The sequence below is a fragment of the Salidesulfovibrio onnuriiensis genome, from assembly GCF_008001235.1.
Taxonomy (GTDB): Bacteria; Desulfobacterota; Desulfovibrionia; order Desulfovibrionales; family Desulfovibrionaceae; genus Pseudodesulfovibrio; species Pseudodesulfovibrio onnuriiensis.
Genome location: NZ_CP040751.1, coordinates 213794 through 230811 on the forward strand (window position 1 = coordinate 213794; position 17018 = coordinate 230811).

The following is a 17018-nucleotide window of genomic DNA, read 5'->3' on the forward strand; positions in this document are numbered from 1 at the left end:
GTCCGGGTTTCCCATTTGGTGTGGCCGGCCCCGTAAAGGACCGATACCGCAGCCGTAACGCCCGTTTTAGCGCCGCTCCGCAAGGCGGAACAGCTTGAACAGACTATAAAGAATCACTTGCGTAGCCGAAATAGCCACCCCTGTAAACCGTTTTCTCCATTTAAGACTTGTTATTTGTCTTTTTCAACGATTTTGACATGTTCCGATAGAAAACACGCGAACAGGCCGACGGCGGTTTCGCCGTCAGCCTGTTTTCGTTCGTTTTTTTCTCAATTATACCGGCGAACTAGCCGCGGCACTGGTGTTTCATGCTGTCGCCCTCGACCACGAAGACCACGGACTCGGCGATGTTGGTGGCCAGGTCGGCCACGCGCTCCAGGTGGCGGGCCGCGATGATGCAGTGCACGCCGCGCTCCACGATGCGGGACTCGCGGACCATGTCGCCGATAAGCTCCTTGAGGATGCGGACATTGAGGGAGTCGGCGGTGTCGTCGGTGCGGCAGACATGATGCGCCAGGGCGACGTCCCCGTCCACAAAGGCCTTCAGGGAATCGGCCAGCATCTGCTTGGCCACGTTGCCCAGCTCCTCCAGCATGGGGTTGAAGGGCAGGGGCGGCCGGGAGCTGAGGAAGATGGCGCGGTGGGAGAGGTTCACGGCCTCGTCGCCCAGACGCTCCAGGTTCACGGTGATGCGCTGCGAGCCGATGATGGTGCGCAGGTCAATGGCCATGGGCTGGTCCAGGGCCAAGAGCTCCAGGTTGAAATTGTCGATGTCGTCCTCCAGGTCGTTGATGGCGCAGTCGCCCTGGATGACATCCTCGGCCAGGTCGCTGTCGCCCTCAAGGAAAGACTTGATGGCCCTGTGCACGGCCGTCTCGGAAAGCGCCGCCATACGCAGCACCATGAGCTTGAGTTCCTCAAGCTTCTTCGTGAAATGAGCTCTCTGCTCCATATATCCTCCTTAGCCGAACCGGCCGGTGATGTAATCTTCGGTCTGCTTGTTCCTGGGCTTGGTGAACATGGCCTTGGTGTTGTCCACCTCGATGAGCCTGCCCATGTAGAAGAAGGCGGTGCGGTCCGAAACCCGGGCCGCCTGCTGCATGCTGTGGGTGACGATGATGATGGTGTAGTTCTTCTTGAGCTCGTGGATCAGGTCCTCGATCTTCTGGGTGGCGATGGGGTCCAGGGCCGAGGCGGGTTCGTCCATGAGCAGCACCTCGGGCTCCACGGCCATGGCCCGGGCAATGCACAGGCGCTGCTGCTGACCGCCGGAAAGGCCCAGGGCCGAGGTGTGCAGGCGGTCCTTGACCTCGTCCCACAGGGCCGCGCCCTTGAGGGCCTCCTCCACCCTGGTCTCCATGAACAGCTTGTCCTTCACGCCGTTGACCCGCAGACCGTAGGCCACGTTCTCGAACACGGTCTTGGGAAAGGGGTTGGGCTTCTGGAAGACCATGCCGATCCTGCGGCGCAGGGAGACCACGTCGATGCCCTTGGCGTAGATATCCTCGTTGTCCAGGGTCATCTGACCCTCGACCCGGGTTCCGGCAATGAGATCGTTCATGCGGTTGATGCACCGCAGGTAGGTGGATTTGCCGCAGCCGGACGGGCCTATGAGCGCGCTGACCTGGTTCTCTTCGAATTCTATGGTGATGTCTTCAAGAGCCTTGAAATCCGAATAGTAGAAATTCAGGTTCCTGGAAGCCACCTTGATGGCATTTCCCATGCTTTACTCCGTCGGTGAAAATCTTGCGGACGCAACGGGAGCGTCCGCGTTCCTTGATCCACCCTGAGTATCCCCCGGTCGTTACAGGCCCATGACCCGTTTGTTACGATTGCGTGACAGAGAGGGGCGGCAAGACCTTGGGACGGATAAAGCGGTCAATGAACCCTGTTCCGGCGCTTCAGCCCTACCCCATAAGCGCCCGCAGAGTAGCGCCGACCATGACCAGGGCCACCGTGCAGTTGACCGCCACGCGAACGCGGTCCGAGCGCAGCAGCCGCACCAGGGAGGCCCCGGCCACGCACCACAGGCCGTGGAAGAAGACCAGGGAGACCGTGTACGTGGCGGCAAAGGCCAGGAACTGGGGAGTCAGGGGCAGGTCGGGATTGCTGAACTGGGCGAAGCCCACCACGGAAACGGCCCAGCCCTTGGGATTGAGCGGATGGATGAGCAGCCCGTCGCGAAAGGCGAAGCTGCGCTCGGATGCGTCGGGCGGATTGATGTTCATGCGCACCACCTTCCAGGCCAGGTACAGGATGTAGGCCGTGCCGCAGACCCGGATGACCGTGAAGGCGGTCTCCGAGGCCATGAGCAGTTCGCCCAGTCCGAAGGCCAGCGCGATGTTGGTGAACACGAGCCCGGTGGCGGTCCCGGCCCAGAACGGCAGGGCTTTGCGCAGGCCCAGGGTCTGGCCCACGGCCATGTGGGCGAGGTTGCCCGGGCCGGGCGTGCTGGTGACGGCGAAAACGTAAAGCAGGAACGGGTAATTCAACATAGGAGCCTCGTTAATCCATAATGGTTCGATGCGCTACAGCAACGCCCGCAGGGTCGCGCCGACCATGACCAGGGCCACCGTGCAGTTGACCGCCACGCGGACGCGGTCCGAACGCAGCACGCGCACCAGGGAGACCCCGGCCACGCACCACAGGCTGTGAAAGGAAACCTGGAAGAACATGAAGGTGAGCACAAAGGTGACCACCTGCGGCACAAGCGGCGCGGCCGGGTCGCTGAACTGGGAGAACCCGACCACGGCCATGGCCCAGCTCTTGGGGCTCAGGGGATGGATGAGCGCGCCGTCCCGAAAGGTGAACCGCTTCACCTCGCCGGGAGCGTCCACAGTGAGGTTCACCACCTTCCAGGCCAGGTACAGGATGTAGGCCATGCCCACCACCTTGAGGACCATGGCCACGGTCTCCGAGGCCATGAGCGCCTCGCCCAGGCCGAAGCCCACGGCCGTATCCAGGCTGACCGCGCCAAAGGTGGTCCCGGCCAGGAACGGCAGTGCGCTGCGAAAACCCGTGGCCTGGCCGATGGCCATGTGGGTCAGGTTGCCGGGACCGGGCGTGCCGGTCATGGCGATGACGAAAAGGACAAAGGGCATCGTGAACATAAATATCTCCTGAAAATGTGATTACAGCAAAAGGGCGTGCATGGTGGCCCCCACCATGAGCAGGGCCACCGTGCAATTGACCGCCACGCGAATACGGACCGAGCGCAACAGACGAACCAGCCAGACCCCGGCGGCGCACCACAGGCAGTGAAACGAAAGCTGGAACACGAAAAAGATGCACACAAAGGCCACGACCTGGGGCAACAGCGGTGCGGCGGGATCGCTGAACTGGGAAAAGCCCACGACGGACATGGCCCAGCTCTTGGGACTGAAGGGATGAATGAGCGCGCCGTCCCGAAAGAGGAATTGCCGAGCCATTTCCGGGGCGTCGATGTTCAGGCGCACCACCTTCCAGGCCAGATACAGAATATAGGCCGTGCCCAGCACCTTCATGACCGCGTTCAGGGCGGGCGAGGCAACGAACAACTCCCCCAGCCCGAAGCCCACGGCCAGATTGAGACAGAAGAAACCGGAGGTGGTCCCGGCCAAAAACGGCAGGGCGCTACGAAAACCGGTGGCCTGGCCGATGGCCATGAGAGTCAGGTTGCCGGGACCGGGCGTGCCGGTCATGGCGATAACAAAAAGGATAAAGGGCATCGTGAACATAACGTCTCCTTGCTGGCTCCGGTCCTGCGGCCGAAACCGGGAATTCATACATTGCCACACTATTGTTGACATTGTATGCAGTCAATGCATACATTGTATGCATGACAATATGGATTCCCGAAAACATGGAGACAGAGGGGCCGCTCTACAAGGAGCTGGCGGACAGCATCGAGCGGGACGTGTGTTCGGGCAGGCTCTGCCCGGGCCAGAAGCTGCCCACGCACCGGGATCTGGCCGACGCGCTGGGCATCAATGTTTCCACGGTCACCCGGGGCTACCGCGAGGCCGAGCGCCGCGGGCTGGTGGCGGGCACCGTGGGCCGGGGCACCTACGTGGCCTCGGACGCCACCACGGCCTCGGCCATGGTTTCCGTGGAGCCGCTTGCTCCCGGGCTCGCGGAAATGGGCCTGGTGACGCCGCTCTACGAGCACGACCCGGACGCCTCCGAGGCCCTGCTCCGGCTGGGCAGGCGCAAGGATCTGGCCCGGTTCCTCAAGTACACGGACCCGGCCGGGCTGCGGACCCACCGCGAGGCAGGGGTGCAGTGGGCCGCGCACTACGGGCTGAAGGCCACGCCCGAGGACATGGTGGTTTGCGCAGGGTCCCAACACGCGCTCTCCTGCAGCCTGAACGCCCTTTTCGCGCCGGGCCAGCGCATTGCCACGGACAGCCTGACCTATCCGGGCATCAAGTCCCTGGCCTCCATGAACGGCCTGCGGCTGGCCCCCATCCCCATGGACGAACAGGGCATGACCCCGGAGGGGCTGGACACGGCCTGCCGCCGGGACGACATCCACGGGCTGTATCTCATGCCGGACTTCCACAACCCCACCGCCCTTTCCATGCCGGAAAGCCGCAGGGACGCCCTGGCCGAAGTGGCCCTGCGCCACAATCTGCTGCTCATGGAGGACGACGCCTACGCCCTGACCTGCGAGCGTCCCGGCAGGCCCATGGCCGCGCGCATGCCCGATCGTTCCGTACACTTTTCCGGTGTTTCCAAGGGGTTCTGGGCCGGGCTGCGGGTGGCATTCCTCACTGCGGCCAAGCCCCTGCGCCGCAAGATCGTGGAGGCGGTGCTGAACACTATCTGGATGGCCCCGACCCTCAACGCCGAGCTGGTGTCCATGTGGATCGCGGACGGCACGGCCGAAAAGGTGCTCCAGGCCAAGAAACGGGAGGCCGCGGCGCGCATGGACATCGCCCGGGAAGTCCTGCCGCGGGGGGCCGTGCATGGCCAGCCCTCGGGATTCTTCATCTGGCTGGAACTGCCCGAGCCCTGGACCGGCACCCGTTTCGAGGCACGGGCGCGGGAGGCGGGCATCAATCTTTTCTGCGCGGAGAAATTCGTGGTGGGCGACGCCCCTGCCCCACGCGCCGTGCGTCTGTCCCTGACCGGGGCCCGAACCCACGGCGACCTGCGGGCCGGACTGGAAAAGCTGCGGGATGTCATGGACGGGAATTACGCGGAGACAGTCCCCATGCTCTAGACGCGAAAAAGCCCCCTGAGCCTTGGCTCAGGGGGCTTTTCTTATGCGATTCGTCAGTCTTATCCCTTGAGCGCCGCGACCACCGAGACCTCGCACAGCAGTTCGGGCCGGGCCATGCGGGCCTCCACACAGGCGCGCGCCGGCTGGGTCCCGGGCACCACCCAGGCGTCCCAGACCTTGTTGAACTCGGCGAAGTCCTTCATGTCGCGCAGATACACGGTGGCCGAGAGCATGTGCTCGCGGTCGCTGCCGGCTTCCTCCAGCAGGGCGTCCACCTTGCCCAGCATGCTTTCGGCCTGCCCGGCCGCGGTGGGTTCGTCAAGACCCACCTGCCCACACAGGTACACGGTGTTGTTGTGAACGACGATACGGCTCATGCGGTCCGTGACCTGCATGCGGGTAATGGAACTCATAGGATTCTCCTTGATTCTACAAATGACAGGACGCCGACAGGAGAAAATCCCCCTGCGGCGTCGTGCTTGATGGCTTTCGGGGTGAAAAACTACTTGGGTGAAACCGTGACCGTGGCGGAAGCGCCGTTCACCTGGATGACCGGCTTTTTCATGCCCGCGGGCGGGGTGCGGAAATGAACCACCAGCCGCAGCCGGTCCTTGTGCTCGCCCGCAACCATGTGCTTGACCACGCCCTGTTCGAGGCGAACCACATTGCGGGTGCGCAGCCGCCATGTGCCCACCAGGTCGATCACCAGACGGTCCGGGCCCTTGAGCCACAGGTAGGTGACCTTGCCCAGGGGCGCGTCGCCCCGGGCGTGCACGGAAAACGCGCCGTCGGCCGTGGCCTGCAAATCCAGCTTGGTGATGGAGCCGCCCACTGCGGCCGGGGCCTTGCTCTCGGCCTGCTTCTCGGGCGCGGGGGTCGGCTTCTTTGCGGGCTCGGCCTGTTTCACCGGTTTCGGCTCGGGCTTGGGCTGCGGTGCGGGTTTGGGCTGGGAAGCCGATTCAGGCTTGGACTCGGGCGCTGCCGCTTCGGCGGCCCGGCCCTTTTTCTCCTCCTCCACCAGCTTGGGGGCCTCGGCCGGATCCTCGAGTTCGATGATCCTGGTATCCACGGGCATGCGCACCACATTGCCGCCGCCCTCTCCCACGACGATATTCTCCTGGGAAAGAAGCAGGACGCCTGTGCCGCACAGCACAAGCAAAAGGATCAGAATCATTCGGGCCGAGGTTAATTTCATACACACTCCGGTTGGTTGAACTCACGGCTGCATACCGGATTTGCCTGGGAATTGCAAAGCCGCGCACCACTTGCACCAAAAGAAAAACGAAGACGCATCTAGCGGCAATTATTCCAGAAATCAATGAGCCGCCCGGCGACGATGCGGTCGGACCAGCGCTCTTCCATGAACCGGCGGCCCTTGCGCCCCTGCGCGGCGCACAGCTCCCTGTCCTCCGCCAGCAGGGAGAGTTGCCGGACCAGTTCGTCGCGGTTGCGGGCCACCACCCAGGGCAGGTCGTCCGTGCCCGTGAACGCCTCGATTTCCCGCCGGTTCCAGTCGTCGAGCCCGGCGATGACCGCCAATCCCTGGCTGAGCCCCTCCAGGCTGCTGACCCCGTAATAGCCCTGCATGTGGTCGAAGAGCACGTGGCAGGCGCGCTTGCGGGCCAGGCATTCGGTGTTGGGAACGTCGTCGATGAGGTCCACCTCCAGGGCCGCGCCCCGGCTTTCCAGGATACGGACCGCCTCCAGGAATTCGTCGGTGTTCTTGAGGTCCTTGCGCGTGGGAGAATGGGCCACCCGCAGGGGACCGCCGTGGTCCCGCTCCAGGGGCGAGAACAGGGGTTCGTCAACGGGGACCAGGTTGGGCAGCCAGAAGGCCTCGGGCAGCAGTTTCAAAAGGTCCGGGGTGCTCACCAGCAGGTTGGTGCGCCCCAGGTCCGCGTACTTGCGGCGGAACCGGTCCGGGTCTGAGCGGAAATCATGGTGCCCGTGGTGGTGGTGCACCACCTCCTTGCCCGCCAGGAAATCCGCCGGGACATAGGGCCCAAACGGCTGGCGCTCATCGCAGGTCATGTGGAAATGCAGGATATCGCACTCCCGCAGCAGGTCGCCCAGCTCCTCGACCCCGGCCTCGTCCAGGTCGGGCAGGTGCAGGTCGGTTTCCCAGCCGTGGGTGTAGCGGGTCTCCAGGGTGGCGATGCGGCAGGAATGGGGGCTGTGGCGGTTGACCGCCTTGCAGAACTGGATGCCGGTCCCGGCCGGATCGTTGACGGCCAGCATGAGGACGCGCATCAAAGCTCGCCCTCGTAGACCAGCTCCATGTTGTCCAGATACTCCTGCACGCGGGCGGCCAGCTGGCTGGCCCTGGCAAAGTCGCCGTCCTTGCCAGCCTGCTCCAGCTCGGCGCCCATTTCCGTGAGATCCTTGAACCCGTAGGAGGCGCCCGAGCCCTTGAGCCGGTGCCCCAGCGTGGACACGGTCCCGGAATCCTGCGCGGCGATGGCCGCGGTCAGCTGGGCCTGTTCCTGGTGCCGTAGTTCCAGGTAGCGCGGCATGATGGGCTCCAGAATCGGATCCACATATACCTTGAATCGTTCCGCCATGCCGACTCCTTATTGTTTTTTCGCCGGGTTCTTTTCCACGGCATCGAGCTCGGCCCCCCTGTCGGGGACGAGGTCCACCGCATCGAATTCCTTGCCCTGGGGCAGGACCAGCTTGAGCTGGCGCAGCTCGTCCACGCGGGCCACCAGCCCCTTGAACGCGCAGTCCAGCACATGGCCACCCCGGGTGCGGTCCTTGGTCAGGAAATGCCAGTGGAATCCGGGCACGTTGACGCCCTTCACAAAGGCGGGCGACCAGAAGCCCACCAGGGTGCCCTCCACGTTGGTGAACTTGACGATGACCTGGCGCTTCACCAGCTCGGCCAGCGGCCGATAGGGCTTTTTCTGGCCGGGAATGGCCCGGGCCTTGACCAGGGAAAAGCGTCCGTCCAGCCGGATGGCGTAAAATGCGTTGCGCGAGGGCAGCCCTTCCTCCAGGGCCTTGTTCATGGCCTCGAGGTTCTGGACCGAGTCGAGCTTGAGGATGGTGTCCTCGTCGAAATCCGCGACCACGGCAAAGGGCGTCCGGGCGGTTCCCGGGGCCACGGTGGCCTTGCCCCCGGCCTTGACGTGGTAGGGAACGCCGTCCAGCACCACCAGCTCGCCGTCCAGGGTGTTGAGCGTTCCCAGGCCGAATCCGCCCTGCGCCACCAGCTTGTCCATGGTCAGGTGGCCGTCGTAGAGCCCGGCCAGCAGGGCGTCGATGGTGGAATACTGGTAGACCTGGTCCCCGGCGCGGGCCGGGAGCGCAAACAGGAAGACGATGAACAGGGAAAGGAAAAAGGGTGCGCGCCTTGTGGTCATGAAATCATCCTCGAAATGGCTAGTATTTTTTGCCGGACGGCATTTCGCCCCGGGCCATGGCCTCGGAGACCTCGCCCGTGAGCCGTTTCATCCAGATCTCGCCGGTGCTGGAAAGGAAATGGATCTTGCGTCCCTGGTTGCCGCCCACATCTTCGCTGTCGATCTTCAGCCCCCAGTTGTGCAGGATCTTGTGGGCCATTTCCACATTGCGACGCCCGATGTTGTAGGAGCTGTCCTCCACACGGCGCACGGCAATGCCCGAGGCCCCGCCGAAGACCTTGACCTGCAGGGAGCCCAGGGAAATCCCCAGCTTGGTCAGGCCCTGAAGCATGTTTTCGATGGCCGTGTTCACGAAACGGCAGACCTGGGGATCGCGGCCCCGGCGCATGGTTTCCTCGCTGTTAGGCAGGAAGGCGTGACAGATGGTGCCGATGCCCCGTTCGCGGTGGGTCATGGTGATGGCCACGCAGGAGCCCAGCACCGTGGTGACCAGCGTGGGCTGCACGGCCAGAAAGCAGTCCCCGGTCTGGAGAAAAATCCGGGGATATTCCTTCATCCTGTTATGCATCGGCTCTCATGATCCTCGCTGAATGTCACACGCATGTCCCATATATTGAATGAAACATGTCGTCTCCACCAAGTCAATCCCGTGAGAGTGACCGCAGCTGCCCGTCCATGAACTGGACGCACACCAGGGAGGCCAGGCTGAGCACCACCGCGCCCAGGAAAACGATGCGGTAGTCGGCCATCCAGGCCAGACCGCCCATGAAGGGCACGACAACCGCGGCAATATGGTTGATGGTGAATCCCACGGCCATGCCCGAGGCAATGTCCCGGGGGTCGGCGATCTTCTGGTAGAAGGTCTTGATGGCCATGGAAAAGTTGAAGACGATGTTGTCGGCCACGTAGAGGCCGCCCGCCACCCAGGCGCTGTCCGTGAAGGCATAGGCAGTGAACACCGCCACCAGGCTCAGGTATTCCAAGGAAAGGACCTTGCGCTCGCCGAAGCGGTTCACGGCCCGGGCGATGAGCGGGTTGGCGAAATAATTGATGACGTTATTGCACACGAAAAGCACGATAATGTCCTGCACCGAGTACTGGAACTTCTGCACCAGCAGGAACACGGCAAAAGCCACGAAGATCTGGCGGCGCGCCCCGGCCAGGAAGGTCAGCACATAGAAGAGCCAGTAGCGCGAACGCAGGATCATCTTCTTGTGCTGCGGCGGCAGGTTCTTGCTGGTGGGGTCCCGGGTCAGGGCCCACAGCCCGCCCACCACGGCCACCCCGCCCATGAGGGCGAACAGCTCTTCAAAGCCCATCCAGCGGGCCAGCACATAGACCGCGCCGCCCACCAGGATGTTGGTCAGGGCCATGACGCTGCGCAGGCGGCCCAGCACCAGAGGAGTCTCGGCCTTGTCGAAATACTGCAGGGTCAGGGACTGGTTCATGGTCTCGAAGTAGTGGAACCCGAAGCTCATGACCAAAGTGGTGGCGGCGATGCCCCAGACAGAGGGGAACAGCCCTGCGGCGGCGACCCCGGCCCCGAGGATCATGACCGAGAGCGCGGCCAGCCGGTGCTCGCGCACCAGCAGAAGCAGGTACACGGCCAGCAGGGCCAGGAAGCCCGGCACCTCGCGCACGGACTGGACAATGCCCATGTCCAGGCCGGAGAAACCGCCCTCCTCCACTGCGAAATTGTTCAGAAGAATGCGCCAGCCCTGGAAGGCCACGGTAGATACCACCACCAGGACAAACAGGAACAGGTACATGTTGCGGCTGCGGTGTTCTGCGTTCATTCTCAACTCCGGTATTGCGTGCGGGACGGCCGGGGACTAGGATGCCCCACGGGCGAAGACCCAAGGAACCTAAACACGGGAACAGACAATGTCCACAGATAAACGGTACGTGGTCAGCGCCTGCCTGGCGGGCGTGTACTGCCGCTACAACGGCGAACAAAGGGAAACCCCGGAAGTGATCCGGCTGGTGGAGCAGGGGCGGGCCCTGCCGGTCTGCCCGGAGCAGCTGGGCGGCCTGCCCACGCCGCGCCCGCCCCTGGAGCGCAGGGGAGACCGCGTGGTGGACAAGAACGGCAACGACGCCACCGGGGAATTCGAACGCGGAGCGCGCGAGGCGCTGCGGCTGGCTCGCATGGCCGGGTGCACCGCCGCCGTGCTCCAGGCCCGGTCGCCCTCCTGCGGGTTCGGCCGCATCTACGACGGCACCTTCAGCGGTGCCCTGATTCCCGGGGATGGCGTGTTCGCGGCCCTGTGCCGGGAAGCGGGCCTGGAACTGCTGGCCCCGGAAGACCTGTAGCCCCGCAGCCGAGGAATCCGCGTGACCGACCTGCCCCTGACCATCAAGGAACACCCCCGGGCCCGCAACGTGCTGGTGAAGCTCGTGCCGGGACGTGGCCTGGAAGTGGTGGTGCCCAAGGGTTTCGACCGGGGCCGGGTGCCGGAGGTGCTGGCCCGCAAGCAGGGCTGGATCCTGCGCACGCGCGCACGCATGGAGCGGGAGGGCATCCTGCTCGCCCCCAGCCTGGATCTGCCCGAGTCCCTGGAATTCCTGGCCCTGGGCGTGACGCGCACCGTGAACCTCGTGCACCGCGCGGGAAAAATCGTCCTGCGGGAAAATGCCGGAAATCTCCTGCTGGCCGGGGACATGGACCAGCGCGAGGAGGCTATCGCCGCCCTGAGAAAATACGTGGCCGCGCAGGCCCGCCAGCACCTGCCCCCCCTGCTGGCCGCAACGGCCCAGCGCCTGGGCCTGGACTACGCGGGAACGCGCATCCGCACCCAGAAGACCCGCTGGGGCAGCTGTTCGGCGCGGGGCACCATCAGCCTCAACGCCAAGCTGCTCTTCCTGCCCCCGCAACTGGTGGAACAACTCTTCGTGCATGAGCTCTGCCACCGCAGACACCTGAACCACTCCCCCGCCTTCTGGAACCTGGTGGCCTCGTTCCAGCCCGACTACGCCCGGCTGGAGGACGAGCTCAAGAACGGCTCCCGCCACGTTCCCGCCTGGATCCTGTAACGCCCTGGAAGCAGGAGCGGCCCACGGAACCGAAGTCCCGCGAGCCGCTCGCTATCCGTTTTCCCTGCCAAGAGAAATATGTCTACATGATCTCGGCCCTGGAAAGCACCAGGATGAGGCGCTTCAAAAGATCGCGGTCGTACATGCCGCTCTTTTCCTTGATCCGGGAAAGGGCCTCGAACGGGGTGAAGGCCTCGTGCCACGGCTTGGACCGGATCAGGTTCTCGTATTCGTCGCACATGCCCACCACCTTGGCGCACAGGGGAATGACGTCGCCCGGAGCCTGGGAGGGATAGCCGGAACCGTCCTCCCGCTCGTGATGGAAAAGCACGCAGTGCAGGGCTTCCTGGGGGAGCTGCACCGAGGCGCACTGGCTCACGCCCATGACCGGGTGGGACTGCATGAGCTCGCGGTCCCCGGCGGAAAGCTTGTCCGGATGGCTCTCGAAGACATGCTCGGGCAGGGTCAGCTTGCCCACGTCGTGCAGCAGCGCGCCGGAACAGACGCCCACCAGATGCTCGGTGTCCTCGTTGGCTATGGTGTTCATGACCCCGGCCGTGAGCACCATGACCCCGATGCCGTGGTGGTAGAATTCGCGGCCCTCGGCCACGAACTGGGACAGGCTCTTGAGCACCTCGGGCCGGCCGAAAAAGGGCAGGCTTTCCCGCAGGATCTTCTTGATACGTGAAAAGCGCACGTTGTTCAGCGATTTCGGAAGATTGCGGTCAAAGGCCTCGCGGGCCAGGGAGGTGGTCACGTCGAACCAGGCCGAGGAACGTTCCTCCACGGGAATGGTCTCGTCGGCCAGCACGTCGCCCAGGTTGTCCTGCACAAAGCGCTCGAAGACCTCCTTTTCCGAGGCGCGCACATAGAGGCGCTCCACGCCCCGCTCGGCCAGGCGTTCCCGGTGGCTGGGCGTGAACAATTCGCCTCGGCTGGCGTACAGGACCATGGATTCGCCCTGGGCCAGGTACAGCTCGAAGTCGCCGCACCGTTCGGGCAGCAGCATGCTCGGATACACTGGATGCAGATCGCCATGGGACTGGGGGGCCTTGGAGGCCGTGTCCTTGGCGGCGGATTCTTTTGTAGGCACTTTTTCCTCTCCCTTGCGCGGCCAACGCTGCAGCGAGGCGGGGACGGGAGGGGCAGACGAGTACGTGGAGGCGGTAACCGGTGGGATACCGCCCGAGAAGGGAGAGTTCGTCAGCATTGGCAACCCGGCTGTCTCTGGGAGACCCGTGGCTTTCCGTCCCTGCCTCGCGGCAGGTTTGGCTTTGTCTTGGGCGCGAACCTAGGTCAAAACCCCCTTTTTGTAAAGGGGAAACAGGAAAATGCTCCTCTTTAAAATTTCTTTTTTATTTCAAATTGTTAAACACACATTCTTCGAAAGAAAAACCAGGGACGTACAATGGTTTCCCCTCCTCTATACGCGCCATCCGTCACAATTTCCAGCACAAAAAAGTATACAATGCAGTCCTTTTGCCTGGAAAATCCGCTTGGCACCGTGACGCGGTTATGGAATAAACGAATTCGCAACACCCCGTTCCACCGTCGCGGTCCCAACAAGGAAACCCATGCTTTCATTCTCTCCCGGAGCCCGTTCCATGCTCGCGGCCGCCGTGTGCTTCAGCCTCGGCGCCCTGTTCATCAAGCTGGCCGGCGTACGCCTGCCGCCCATGGAAATCCTCTTTGCCCGCTCCGTGGTGGGCATCCTCTACTGCACCATCCTGCTGCGCCGCCAGGGGGCAAACATTCTGGGAGAGCAGAAACGCTGGTTCCTGCTGCTGCGCGGCCTGCTGGGGTTCAGCGCCCTGTTCTGCACCTTCTATTCCTTCGTGCACCTGCCCCTGGCCGACGCCACGGTCATCGTCTTCGCCCACCCCGTGTTCGTGGCCCTGTTCGCCGCGATCATCCTCAAGGAGCACCTGGGCGGCAGGGGCACGGTCTGCGTGCTCACGGCCATCTGCGGCGTGCTGCTGGTGGCCAAGCCGTCGTTTCTCTTCGGACATTCCTCGGCCCTGGACCCGTTCGCGGTCACGGTGGCCCTGGCCGCCGCCGTGCTTTCGGCCTGCGCCATCATCACGGTCCGCTTTCTTTCCAAGCACGTGCACGCCCTGACCATCATCCTCTACCCCACCCTGGTGGTGGCGGCGCTCGGACCGGTGCTGGACGGAGGCAACTGGCTCATGCCCCAGGGCAGGGAATGGGCGCTCCTGCTGGCCGTGGGGCTGGTCATGAACATGGGCCAGCATTTCATGACCGTGGCCTACAGGCAGGAACGCGCCGCGATCATCGCGGCCATAGGCTACCTGGAAATACCGCTGGCCGCGCTCTTCGGGACCCTGTTCCTCAGCGAGATCCCGGACCTGTGGACCTGCGCCGGGGCGGCACTGGTGGTGCTGGGCACCCTGGCCCTGGGCGGCGGCAAAAAGGGCTCGTGAGCCGGATGTTGCCAACCCCCATTGAATGGCGCATACTCCGATAATGACGGCCGAATTCGGAAAACGCATGGCGCGCCGGGCCCTTATGGTCCTGCCCTGGCTCCTGGCACTGCTGCTGGGCGCGGGCTGGTTCCTGGCCTCCTGGACGCCGGGCTACCTGGAGAAACTGGTGCCCGAACTGGCCCGGGACATGGGCCTGCCCCTGACCGAATTCCACATCCGCCGCGCCGGACTCTTTTCCGCAGACATCGGCCCCGTGCAGCTGGGCGAGCGGGCCAACGGCCTGCGGCTCTCCAACGTGCGCGTGGAGTACACCCCGGCATCCCTCAAGGCCAAACGGGTCAACGCCGTGGTCATCGAGGGCATCCAGCTGCATTGCCAATACGGGGCGCAGGGGCTGCGCATCCCCCTGCTGGAATCCCTGAACCTCGCAACAGGCAGCTCCGGCGAGCAATCCTCGCTGCTGCCCCTGCCCTTTGACCAACTGGTGCTGGGCGGGGCCATGCTGGACCTGGAGCTCGAAGGCCGGTCCCTGGCCATCCCCCTGATGGCCTCGGTGGAGCCGGGCGACACCAGCATCCGCTTCCTGGCCCGTTTGCGGCCGCGCGACCAGCATATCGAACTGGACGGCGTATACACGCCCGGCCCGGAAACCCTGTCCGTGCAGGTGACCGCCCAGGGCCTGCGTCTGGGGGCCTGGGCCGACCTGCTGCCCGCCCCGGTCAAGGGCAAGGCGGACCTGAAGCTCGACGCGGTCCTCAAGCTCGGCCCGTTCCAGACCATCCTCGATTCCCTGGTAGCCACCCTGGATCTTTCCCTGAAGCAGCCCGACCTGGCCGCACTGGGCCTGCCCCTGAAAGACGATGTGGCGTTTCACGCCGACGTCACGGGAACCACGGCCGACTTCACCCTGTCCCTGGCGGGCGTAACCCTGCCGGGCACCCTGTCCGCGCGGCCCGAGGAAAACGGCTGGCGCGTGGCCCTGAACGCGGGACAAGACGACACCGTCACCCTGCCCCTGGACGGTCGGCAGGCCGCAGTTTCCGGCCTGCGCGTCAGCCTGGAGGGGGTTGCCGGGGCGGACGCCGCCGACTTTTTGCTCAAGGCCAGCTCCAAGGGCGTTGCCGTGGGCAGGGAACACCGCACCGGAGCCCTGCGCCTGGAGCTTCCCCTGGCCTGGCCCGCCCCCGAAAAGGGCTCGGCGGGAACCGTGTCCGTGACGGGCATCCGCACGGGCAAACACCGGGTGGGCTCCCTCAAGGCCTCCCTGTGGCAGCAGGGCCTGGGCGCGGGAATGAAGGGACGGCTCTCCTCCGGCCTCCTGCCCGGCCTGCGCCTGGATCTCCAGGGGAACTACGCGGCCGAGACCGGCGCCGGAAAACTGAATTTCGAATCCTCCTACACCCTGCCCACAAACTACGATCCCTCGGGCCTGGTCCCGGCACTGGCCGGGTATACCGTGGGCGGAACCATGAACCTGGAGGGCGAGGCGCGCTTCGGGCCGGACGGCCTGGAAAGCCAGGCCGCCCTGTACCTGTCCGGCGGCTCTCTCGCCAATGCGGAAAGCAACCTGTCCATGACCGGCATACGGCTCATCTTCGAGATGCCGGACCTCACGGAGCTACGCAGCGCCCCGGCCCAGTTCCTGGCCTTCGACCGCATGGCCGCGGGCAACATCGCGGTCACCAACGGCCGGGCCGCGTTCCAGCTGGAACCGCGCGGCGTGCTGCTGGTGGAGGGGGGCGGGTTCGACTGGGCCGGAGGCAAGGTCTCCTGCCGGGCGTTCCGCGTGGTGCCGGGCCGCCCGGAATACGACGTGACCCTGCTGTGCAACGAGCTGCGGCTCTCGGAGATCCTCGGCCAGCTCGGCCTGGCCAAGGCCCAGGGGTATGCGGCCCTTTCCGGCGAGCTGCCCGTGACCTGGAAGAATGGGCAAATTTCGTTCAACGGCGGATTTTTGCACTCCACCCCGGGCGAGGGCGGCACCATCCAGGTGGAGGGAATGCAGTCGCTCCTGGACTCCATTCCCAAGGGAACGCCCCAGCGCGGGCAGCTGGAGCTGGCCCAGGCCGCGGTCAAGGATTTCGAATACAAATGGGTGCGCATCAAGGCGGACACCGTGGGAAAAGACCTGCTGCTCAGGCTCTCCCTGGACGGCAGGCCCAAGTCCACCCTGCCCTTTGTCTACCGCAAGGAGATCGGCGGTTTCATCCACATCGAGGGCGACATGAAGGGGTCCAATTTCCAGGGCCTGCGCCTGGACGTGAACTTCAGCCTGCCCTTGGACCGCATTTTGCTTTATAAGGAACTGATCAAGATGATCGAATAAGGGGGTTACAACCATGAAAAAAAGTATCGTACTGGCCGCCTGCGCCGGGCTGCTCTGCACCGGGCTCCTGGCCACTGGCTGCTCCACCAGCCACAGGGTGGAGGTGGCGCCCGTGGAGGTCAAGCCCATCCACATCACCATCGACGTAAACGTCAAGGTGGACAAGGACTTGGACGACTTCTTCTCGGACGTCTACGGCCCGGCGGAAGGACAAAAGGAGGGAACCAATGCGCAGCAATAAACTCGTCATCACACTCGTCACGGCCCTGCTCTGCCTGTTCGCGGCCTCGGCTTTTGCCGGGGGCCTCAAGGAACGCATGCGGGATCGCCTCCCGGCCATCGAAGCCCTCAAGGCCCAGGGCGTCGTAGGCGAAAACAACAAGGGATTCCTGGAATTCCGGGCCGCGCCGCAGCAGGCCGACCTGGTCAATGCGGAAAACACGGACCGAACCATGGTCTACAAGGCCATTGCCGCCAAAAACGGCACCACCCCGGACGTGGTCGGAAAGCTCTCAGCCCCCAAGCATGCCGCCCAATCTCCTGCGGGCACCTGGGTACAGGGCGAGGGTGGCAACTGGTCCCAAAAATAGCCTCCTGAAAAGCATACAACAAGGCCCGCACGGTTCGTCCATGCGGGCCTTTGTTTTGTC

General features: G+C 64.3%; 20 protein-coding genes and 1 riboswitch. Of the genes, 7 read left to right on the forward strand and 13 right to left on the reverse strand.

Annotation, left to right across the window (positions count from 1 at the left end; translation table 11 throughout):
* Positions 1–286: 286 nt before the first annotated feature.
* The 5 genes from phoU to FGL65_RS00975 all read right to left on the reverse strand — a co-directional run bounded on the left by phoU (position 287) and on the right by FGL65_RS00975 (position 3716).
* On the reverse strand, positions 287–952 hold the full coding sequence (phoU, locus tag FGL65_RS00955; protein ID WP_147818996.1) for a phosphate signaling complex protein PhoU: 666 nt from the start codon (positions 950–952) through the stop codon (positions 287–289).
* Between the two features lie 9 nt (positions 953–961).
* On the reverse strand, positions 962–1723 hold the full coding sequence (pstB, locus tag FGL65_RS00960; RefSeq protein ID WP_147818998.1) for a phosphate ABC transporter ATP-binding protein PstB: 762 nt from the start codon (positions 1721–1723) through the stop codon (positions 962–964).
* A 184-nt stretch (positions 1724–1907) separates the two neighbouring features.
* The gene (locus FGL65_RS00965) at positions 1908–2495 is read right to left on the reverse strand and encodes a LysE family translocator (protein WP_147819000.1); all 588 of its coding nucleotides are present in this window, start codon (positions 2493–2495) and stop codon (positions 1908–1910) included.
* Between the two features lie 33 nt (positions 2496–2528).
* Complete coding sequence (locus tag FGL65_RS00970) at positions 2529–3110, reverse strand: LysE family translocator (RefSeq protein ID WP_147819002.1); 582 nt, start codon at positions 3108–3110, stop codon at positions 2529–2531.
* Positions 3111–3131: 21 nt separating this feature from the next.
* Positions 3132–3716 carry a LysE family translocator gene (locus tag FGL65_RS00975; RefSeq protein ID WP_147819004.1) on the reverse strand — a complete coding sequence of 195 codons (585 nt, stop codon included), beginning with the start codon at positions 3714–3716 and terminating at the stop codon, positions 3132–3134.
* Between the two features lie 125 nt (positions 3717–3841).
* Between FGL65_RS00975 and FGL65_RS00980 the strand changes: the two genes are divergently transcribed.
* Positions 3842–5203 carry an aminotransferase-like domain-containing protein gene (locus FGL65_RS00980; protein ID WP_250645541.1) on the forward strand — a complete coding sequence of 454 codons (1362 nt, stop codon included), beginning with the start codon at positions 3842–3844 and terminating at the stop codon, positions 5201–5203.
* 59 nt (positions 5204–5262) lie between these two features.
* On the opposite strand, the gene FGL65_RS00985 is transcribed toward FGL65_RS00980, so the two are convergent.
* The 7 genes from FGL65_RS00985 to FGL65_RS01015 form a co-directional block, all read right to left on the reverse strand.
* Positions 5263–5616 (reverse strand): RidA family protein, encoded by a 354-nt coding sequence (locus FGL65_RS00985; RefSeq protein ID WP_147819008.1) that lies wholly within the window; start codon positions 5614–5616, stop codon positions 5263–5265.
* 89 nt (positions 5617–5705) lie between these two features.
* A complete protein-coding gene (locus FGL65_RS00990; RefSeq protein WP_147819010.1) occupies positions 5706–6398 on the reverse strand; it encodes an AMIN domain-containing protein in 693 nt (230 codons plus the stop codon).
* 98 nt (positions 6399–6496) lie between these two features.
* Positions 6497–7453 carry a glycosyltransferase family protein gene (locus FGL65_RS00995; RefSeq protein ID WP_147819013.1) on the reverse strand — a complete coding sequence of 319 codons (957 nt, stop codon included), beginning with the start codon at positions 7451–7453 and terminating at the stop codon, positions 6497–6499.
* On the reverse strand, positions 7453–7764 hold the full coding sequence (locus FGL65_RS01000) for an Hpt domain-containing protein (protein ID WP_147819015.1): 312 nt from the start codon (positions 7762–7764) through the stop codon (positions 7453–7455). The genes FGL65_RS00995 and FGL65_RS01000 overlap by 1 nt, the downstream gene beginning before the upstream one ends.
* 9 nt (positions 7765–7773) lie before the next feature.
* Positions 7774–8565, reverse strand: coding sequence for an acetolactate decarboxylase (gene budA / locus FGL65_RS01005; RefSeq protein ID WP_147819017.1), 792 nt, complete (start codon positions 8563–8565; stop codon positions 7774–7776).
* Between the two features lie 19 nt (positions 8566–8584).
* Positions 8585–9133, reverse strand: coding sequence for a chemotaxis protein CheD (locus FGL65_RS01010; RefSeq protein WP_147819019.1), 549 nt, complete (start codon positions 9131–9133; stop codon positions 8585–8587).
* A 73-nt stretch (positions 9134–9206) separates the two neighbouring features.
* Positions 9207–10361 carry an MFS transporter gene (locus FGL65_RS01015; RefSeq protein ID WP_147819021.1) on the reverse strand — a complete coding sequence of 385 codons (1155 nt, stop codon included), beginning with the start codon at positions 10359–10361 and terminating at the stop codon, positions 9207–9209.
* A gap of 88 nt (positions 10362–10449) precedes the next feature.
* On the opposite strand from FGL65_RS01015, the gene FGL65_RS01020 reads away from it, so the two are divergent.
* Both FGL65_RS01020 and FGL65_RS01025 read left to right on the forward strand, forming a co-directional pair.
* Positions 10450–10878 carry a 2-thiouracil desulfurase family protein gene (locus FGL65_RS01020; RefSeq protein ID WP_147819023.1) on the forward strand — a complete coding sequence of 143 codons (429 nt, stop codon included), beginning with the start codon at positions 10450–10452 and terminating at the stop codon, positions 10876–10878.
* A 21-nt stretch (positions 10879–10899) separates the two neighbouring features.
* Entirely contained in the window at positions 10900–11598 is a 699-nt protein-coding gene (locus FGL65_RS01025) for a M48 family metallopeptidase (RefSeq protein WP_147819025.1), read from the forward strand.
* Between the two features lie 82 nt (positions 11599–11680).
* On the opposite strand, the gene FGL65_RS01030 is transcribed toward FGL65_RS01025, so the two are convergent.
* Entirely contained in the window at positions 11681–12691 is a 1011-nt protein-coding gene (locus tag FGL65_RS01030) for an HD-GYP domain-containing protein (protein WP_187170479.1), read from the reverse strand.
* A 115-nt stretch (positions 12692–12806) separates the two neighbouring features.
* Positions 12807–12881, reverse strand: a riboswitch (cyclic di-GMP riboswitch).
* Positions 12882–13172: 291 nt separating this feature from the next.
* On the opposite strand from FGL65_RS01030, the gene FGL65_RS01035 reads away from it, so the two are divergent.
* The 4 genes from FGL65_RS01035 to FGL65_RS01050 all read left to right on the forward strand — a co-directional run bounded on the left by FGL65_RS01035 (position 13173) and on the right by FGL65_RS01050 (position 16958).
* Positions 13173–14039 carry a DMT family transporter gene (locus tag FGL65_RS01035; protein ID WP_147819029.1) on the forward strand — a complete coding sequence of 289 codons (867 nt, stop codon included), beginning with the start codon at positions 13173–13175 and terminating at the stop codon, positions 14037–14039.
* 67 nt (positions 14040–14106) lie between these two features.
* Positions 14107–16368: an intermembrane phospholipid transport YdbH family protein gene (locus FGL65_RS01040; RefSeq protein ID WP_147819031.1), complete on the forward strand. Its 2262-nt coding sequence runs from the start codon at positions 14107–14109 to the stop codon at positions 16366–16368.
* Between the two features lie 13 nt (positions 16369–16381).
* Positions 16382–16609 (forward strand): YnbE family lipoprotein, encoded by a 228-nt coding sequence (locus FGL65_RS01045; RefSeq protein WP_147819033.1) that lies wholly within the window; start codon positions 16382–16384, stop codon positions 16607–16609.
* Positions 16596–16958: a YdbL family probable chaperone protein gene (locus FGL65_RS01050; protein WP_147819035.1), complete on the forward strand. Its 363-nt coding sequence runs from the start codon at positions 16596–16598 to the stop codon at positions 16956–16958. Before FGL65_RS01045 ends, FGL65_RS01050 begins: the two co-directional genes overlap by 14 nt.
* Positions 16959–17018 lie beyond the last annotated feature (60 nt).

What these genes read in the sequence shown, in the direction of transcription:
- FGL65_RS00980 (WP_250645541.1), top strand. Translation starts at nt 3,842, where the DNA reads ATGGAGACAGAGGGGCCGCTCTACAAGGAGCTGGCGGACAGCATCGAG.
- FGL65_RS00990 (WP_147819010.1), bottom strand. Translation starts at nt 6,398, where the DNA reads ATGAAATTAACCTCGGCCCGAATGATTCTGATCCTTTTGCTTGTGCTG.
- FGL65_RS00995 (WP_147819013.1), bottom strand. Translation starts at nt 7,453, where the DNA reads ATGCGCGTCCTCATGCTGGCCGTCAACGATCCGGCCGGGACCGGCATC.
- FGL65_RS01035 (WP_147819029.1), top strand. Translation starts at nt 13,173, where the DNA reads ATGCTTTCATTCTCTCCCGGAGCCCGTTCCATGCTCGCGGCCGCCGTG.
- FGL65_RS00975 (WP_147819004.1), bottom strand. Translation starts at nt 3,716, where the DNA reads ATGTTCACGATGCCCTTTATCCTTTTTGTTATCGCCATGACCGGCACG.
- pstB (WP_147818998.1), bottom strand. Translation starts at nt 1,723, where the DNA reads ATGGGAAATGCCATCAAGGTGGCTTCCAGGAACCTGAATTTCTACTAT.
- FGL65_RS00985 (WP_147819008.1), bottom strand. Translation starts at nt 5,616, where the DNA reads ATGAGTTCCATTACCCGCATGCAGGTCACGGACCGCATGAGCCGTATC.
- FGL65_RS00965 (WP_147819000.1), bottom strand. Translation starts at nt 2,495, where the DNA reads ATGTTGAATTACCCGTTCCTGCTTTACGTTTTCGCCGTCACCAGCACG.
- FGL65_RS01050 (WP_147819035.1), top strand. Translation starts at nt 16,596, where the DNA reads ATGCGCAGCAATAAACTCGTCATCACACTCGTCACGGCCCTGCTCTGC.
- FGL65_RS01040 (WP_147819031.1), top strand. Translation starts at nt 14,107, where the DNA reads ATGGCGCGCCGGGCCCTTATGGTCCTGCCCTGGCTCCTGGCACTGCTG.
- FGL65_RS00970 (WP_147819002.1), bottom strand. Translation starts at nt 3,110, where the DNA reads ATGTTCACGATGCCCTTTGTCCTTTTCGTCATCGCCATGACCGGCACG.
- FGL65_RS01020 (WP_147819023.1), top strand. Translation starts at nt 10,450, where the DNA reads ATGTCCACAGATAAACGGTACGTGGTCAGCGCCTGCCTGGCGGGCGTG.
- budA (WP_147819017.1), bottom strand. Translation starts at nt 8,565, where the DNA reads ATGACCACAAGGCGCGCACCCTTTTTCCTTTCCCTGTTCATCGTCTTC.
- FGL65_RS01000 (WP_147819015.1), bottom strand. Translation starts at nt 7,764, where the DNA reads ATGGCGGAACGATTCAAGGTATATGTGGATCCGATTCTGGAGCCCATC.
- phoU (WP_147818996.1), bottom strand. Translation starts at nt 952, where the DNA reads ATGGAGCAGAGAGCTCATTTCACGAAGAAGCTTGAGGAACTCAAGCTC.
- FGL65_RS01010 (WP_147819019.1), bottom strand. Translation starts at nt 9,133, where the DNA reads ATGCATAACAGGATGAAGGAATATCCCCGGATTTTTCTCCAGACCGGG.
- FGL65_RS01045 (WP_147819033.1), top strand. Translation starts at nt 16,382, where the DNA reads ATGAAAAAAAGTATCGTACTGGCCGCCTGCGCCGGGCTGCTCTGCACC.
- FGL65_RS01015 (WP_147819021.1), bottom strand. Translation starts at nt 10,361, where the DNA reads ATGAACGCAGAACACCGCAGCCGCAACATGTACCTGTTCCTGTTTGTC.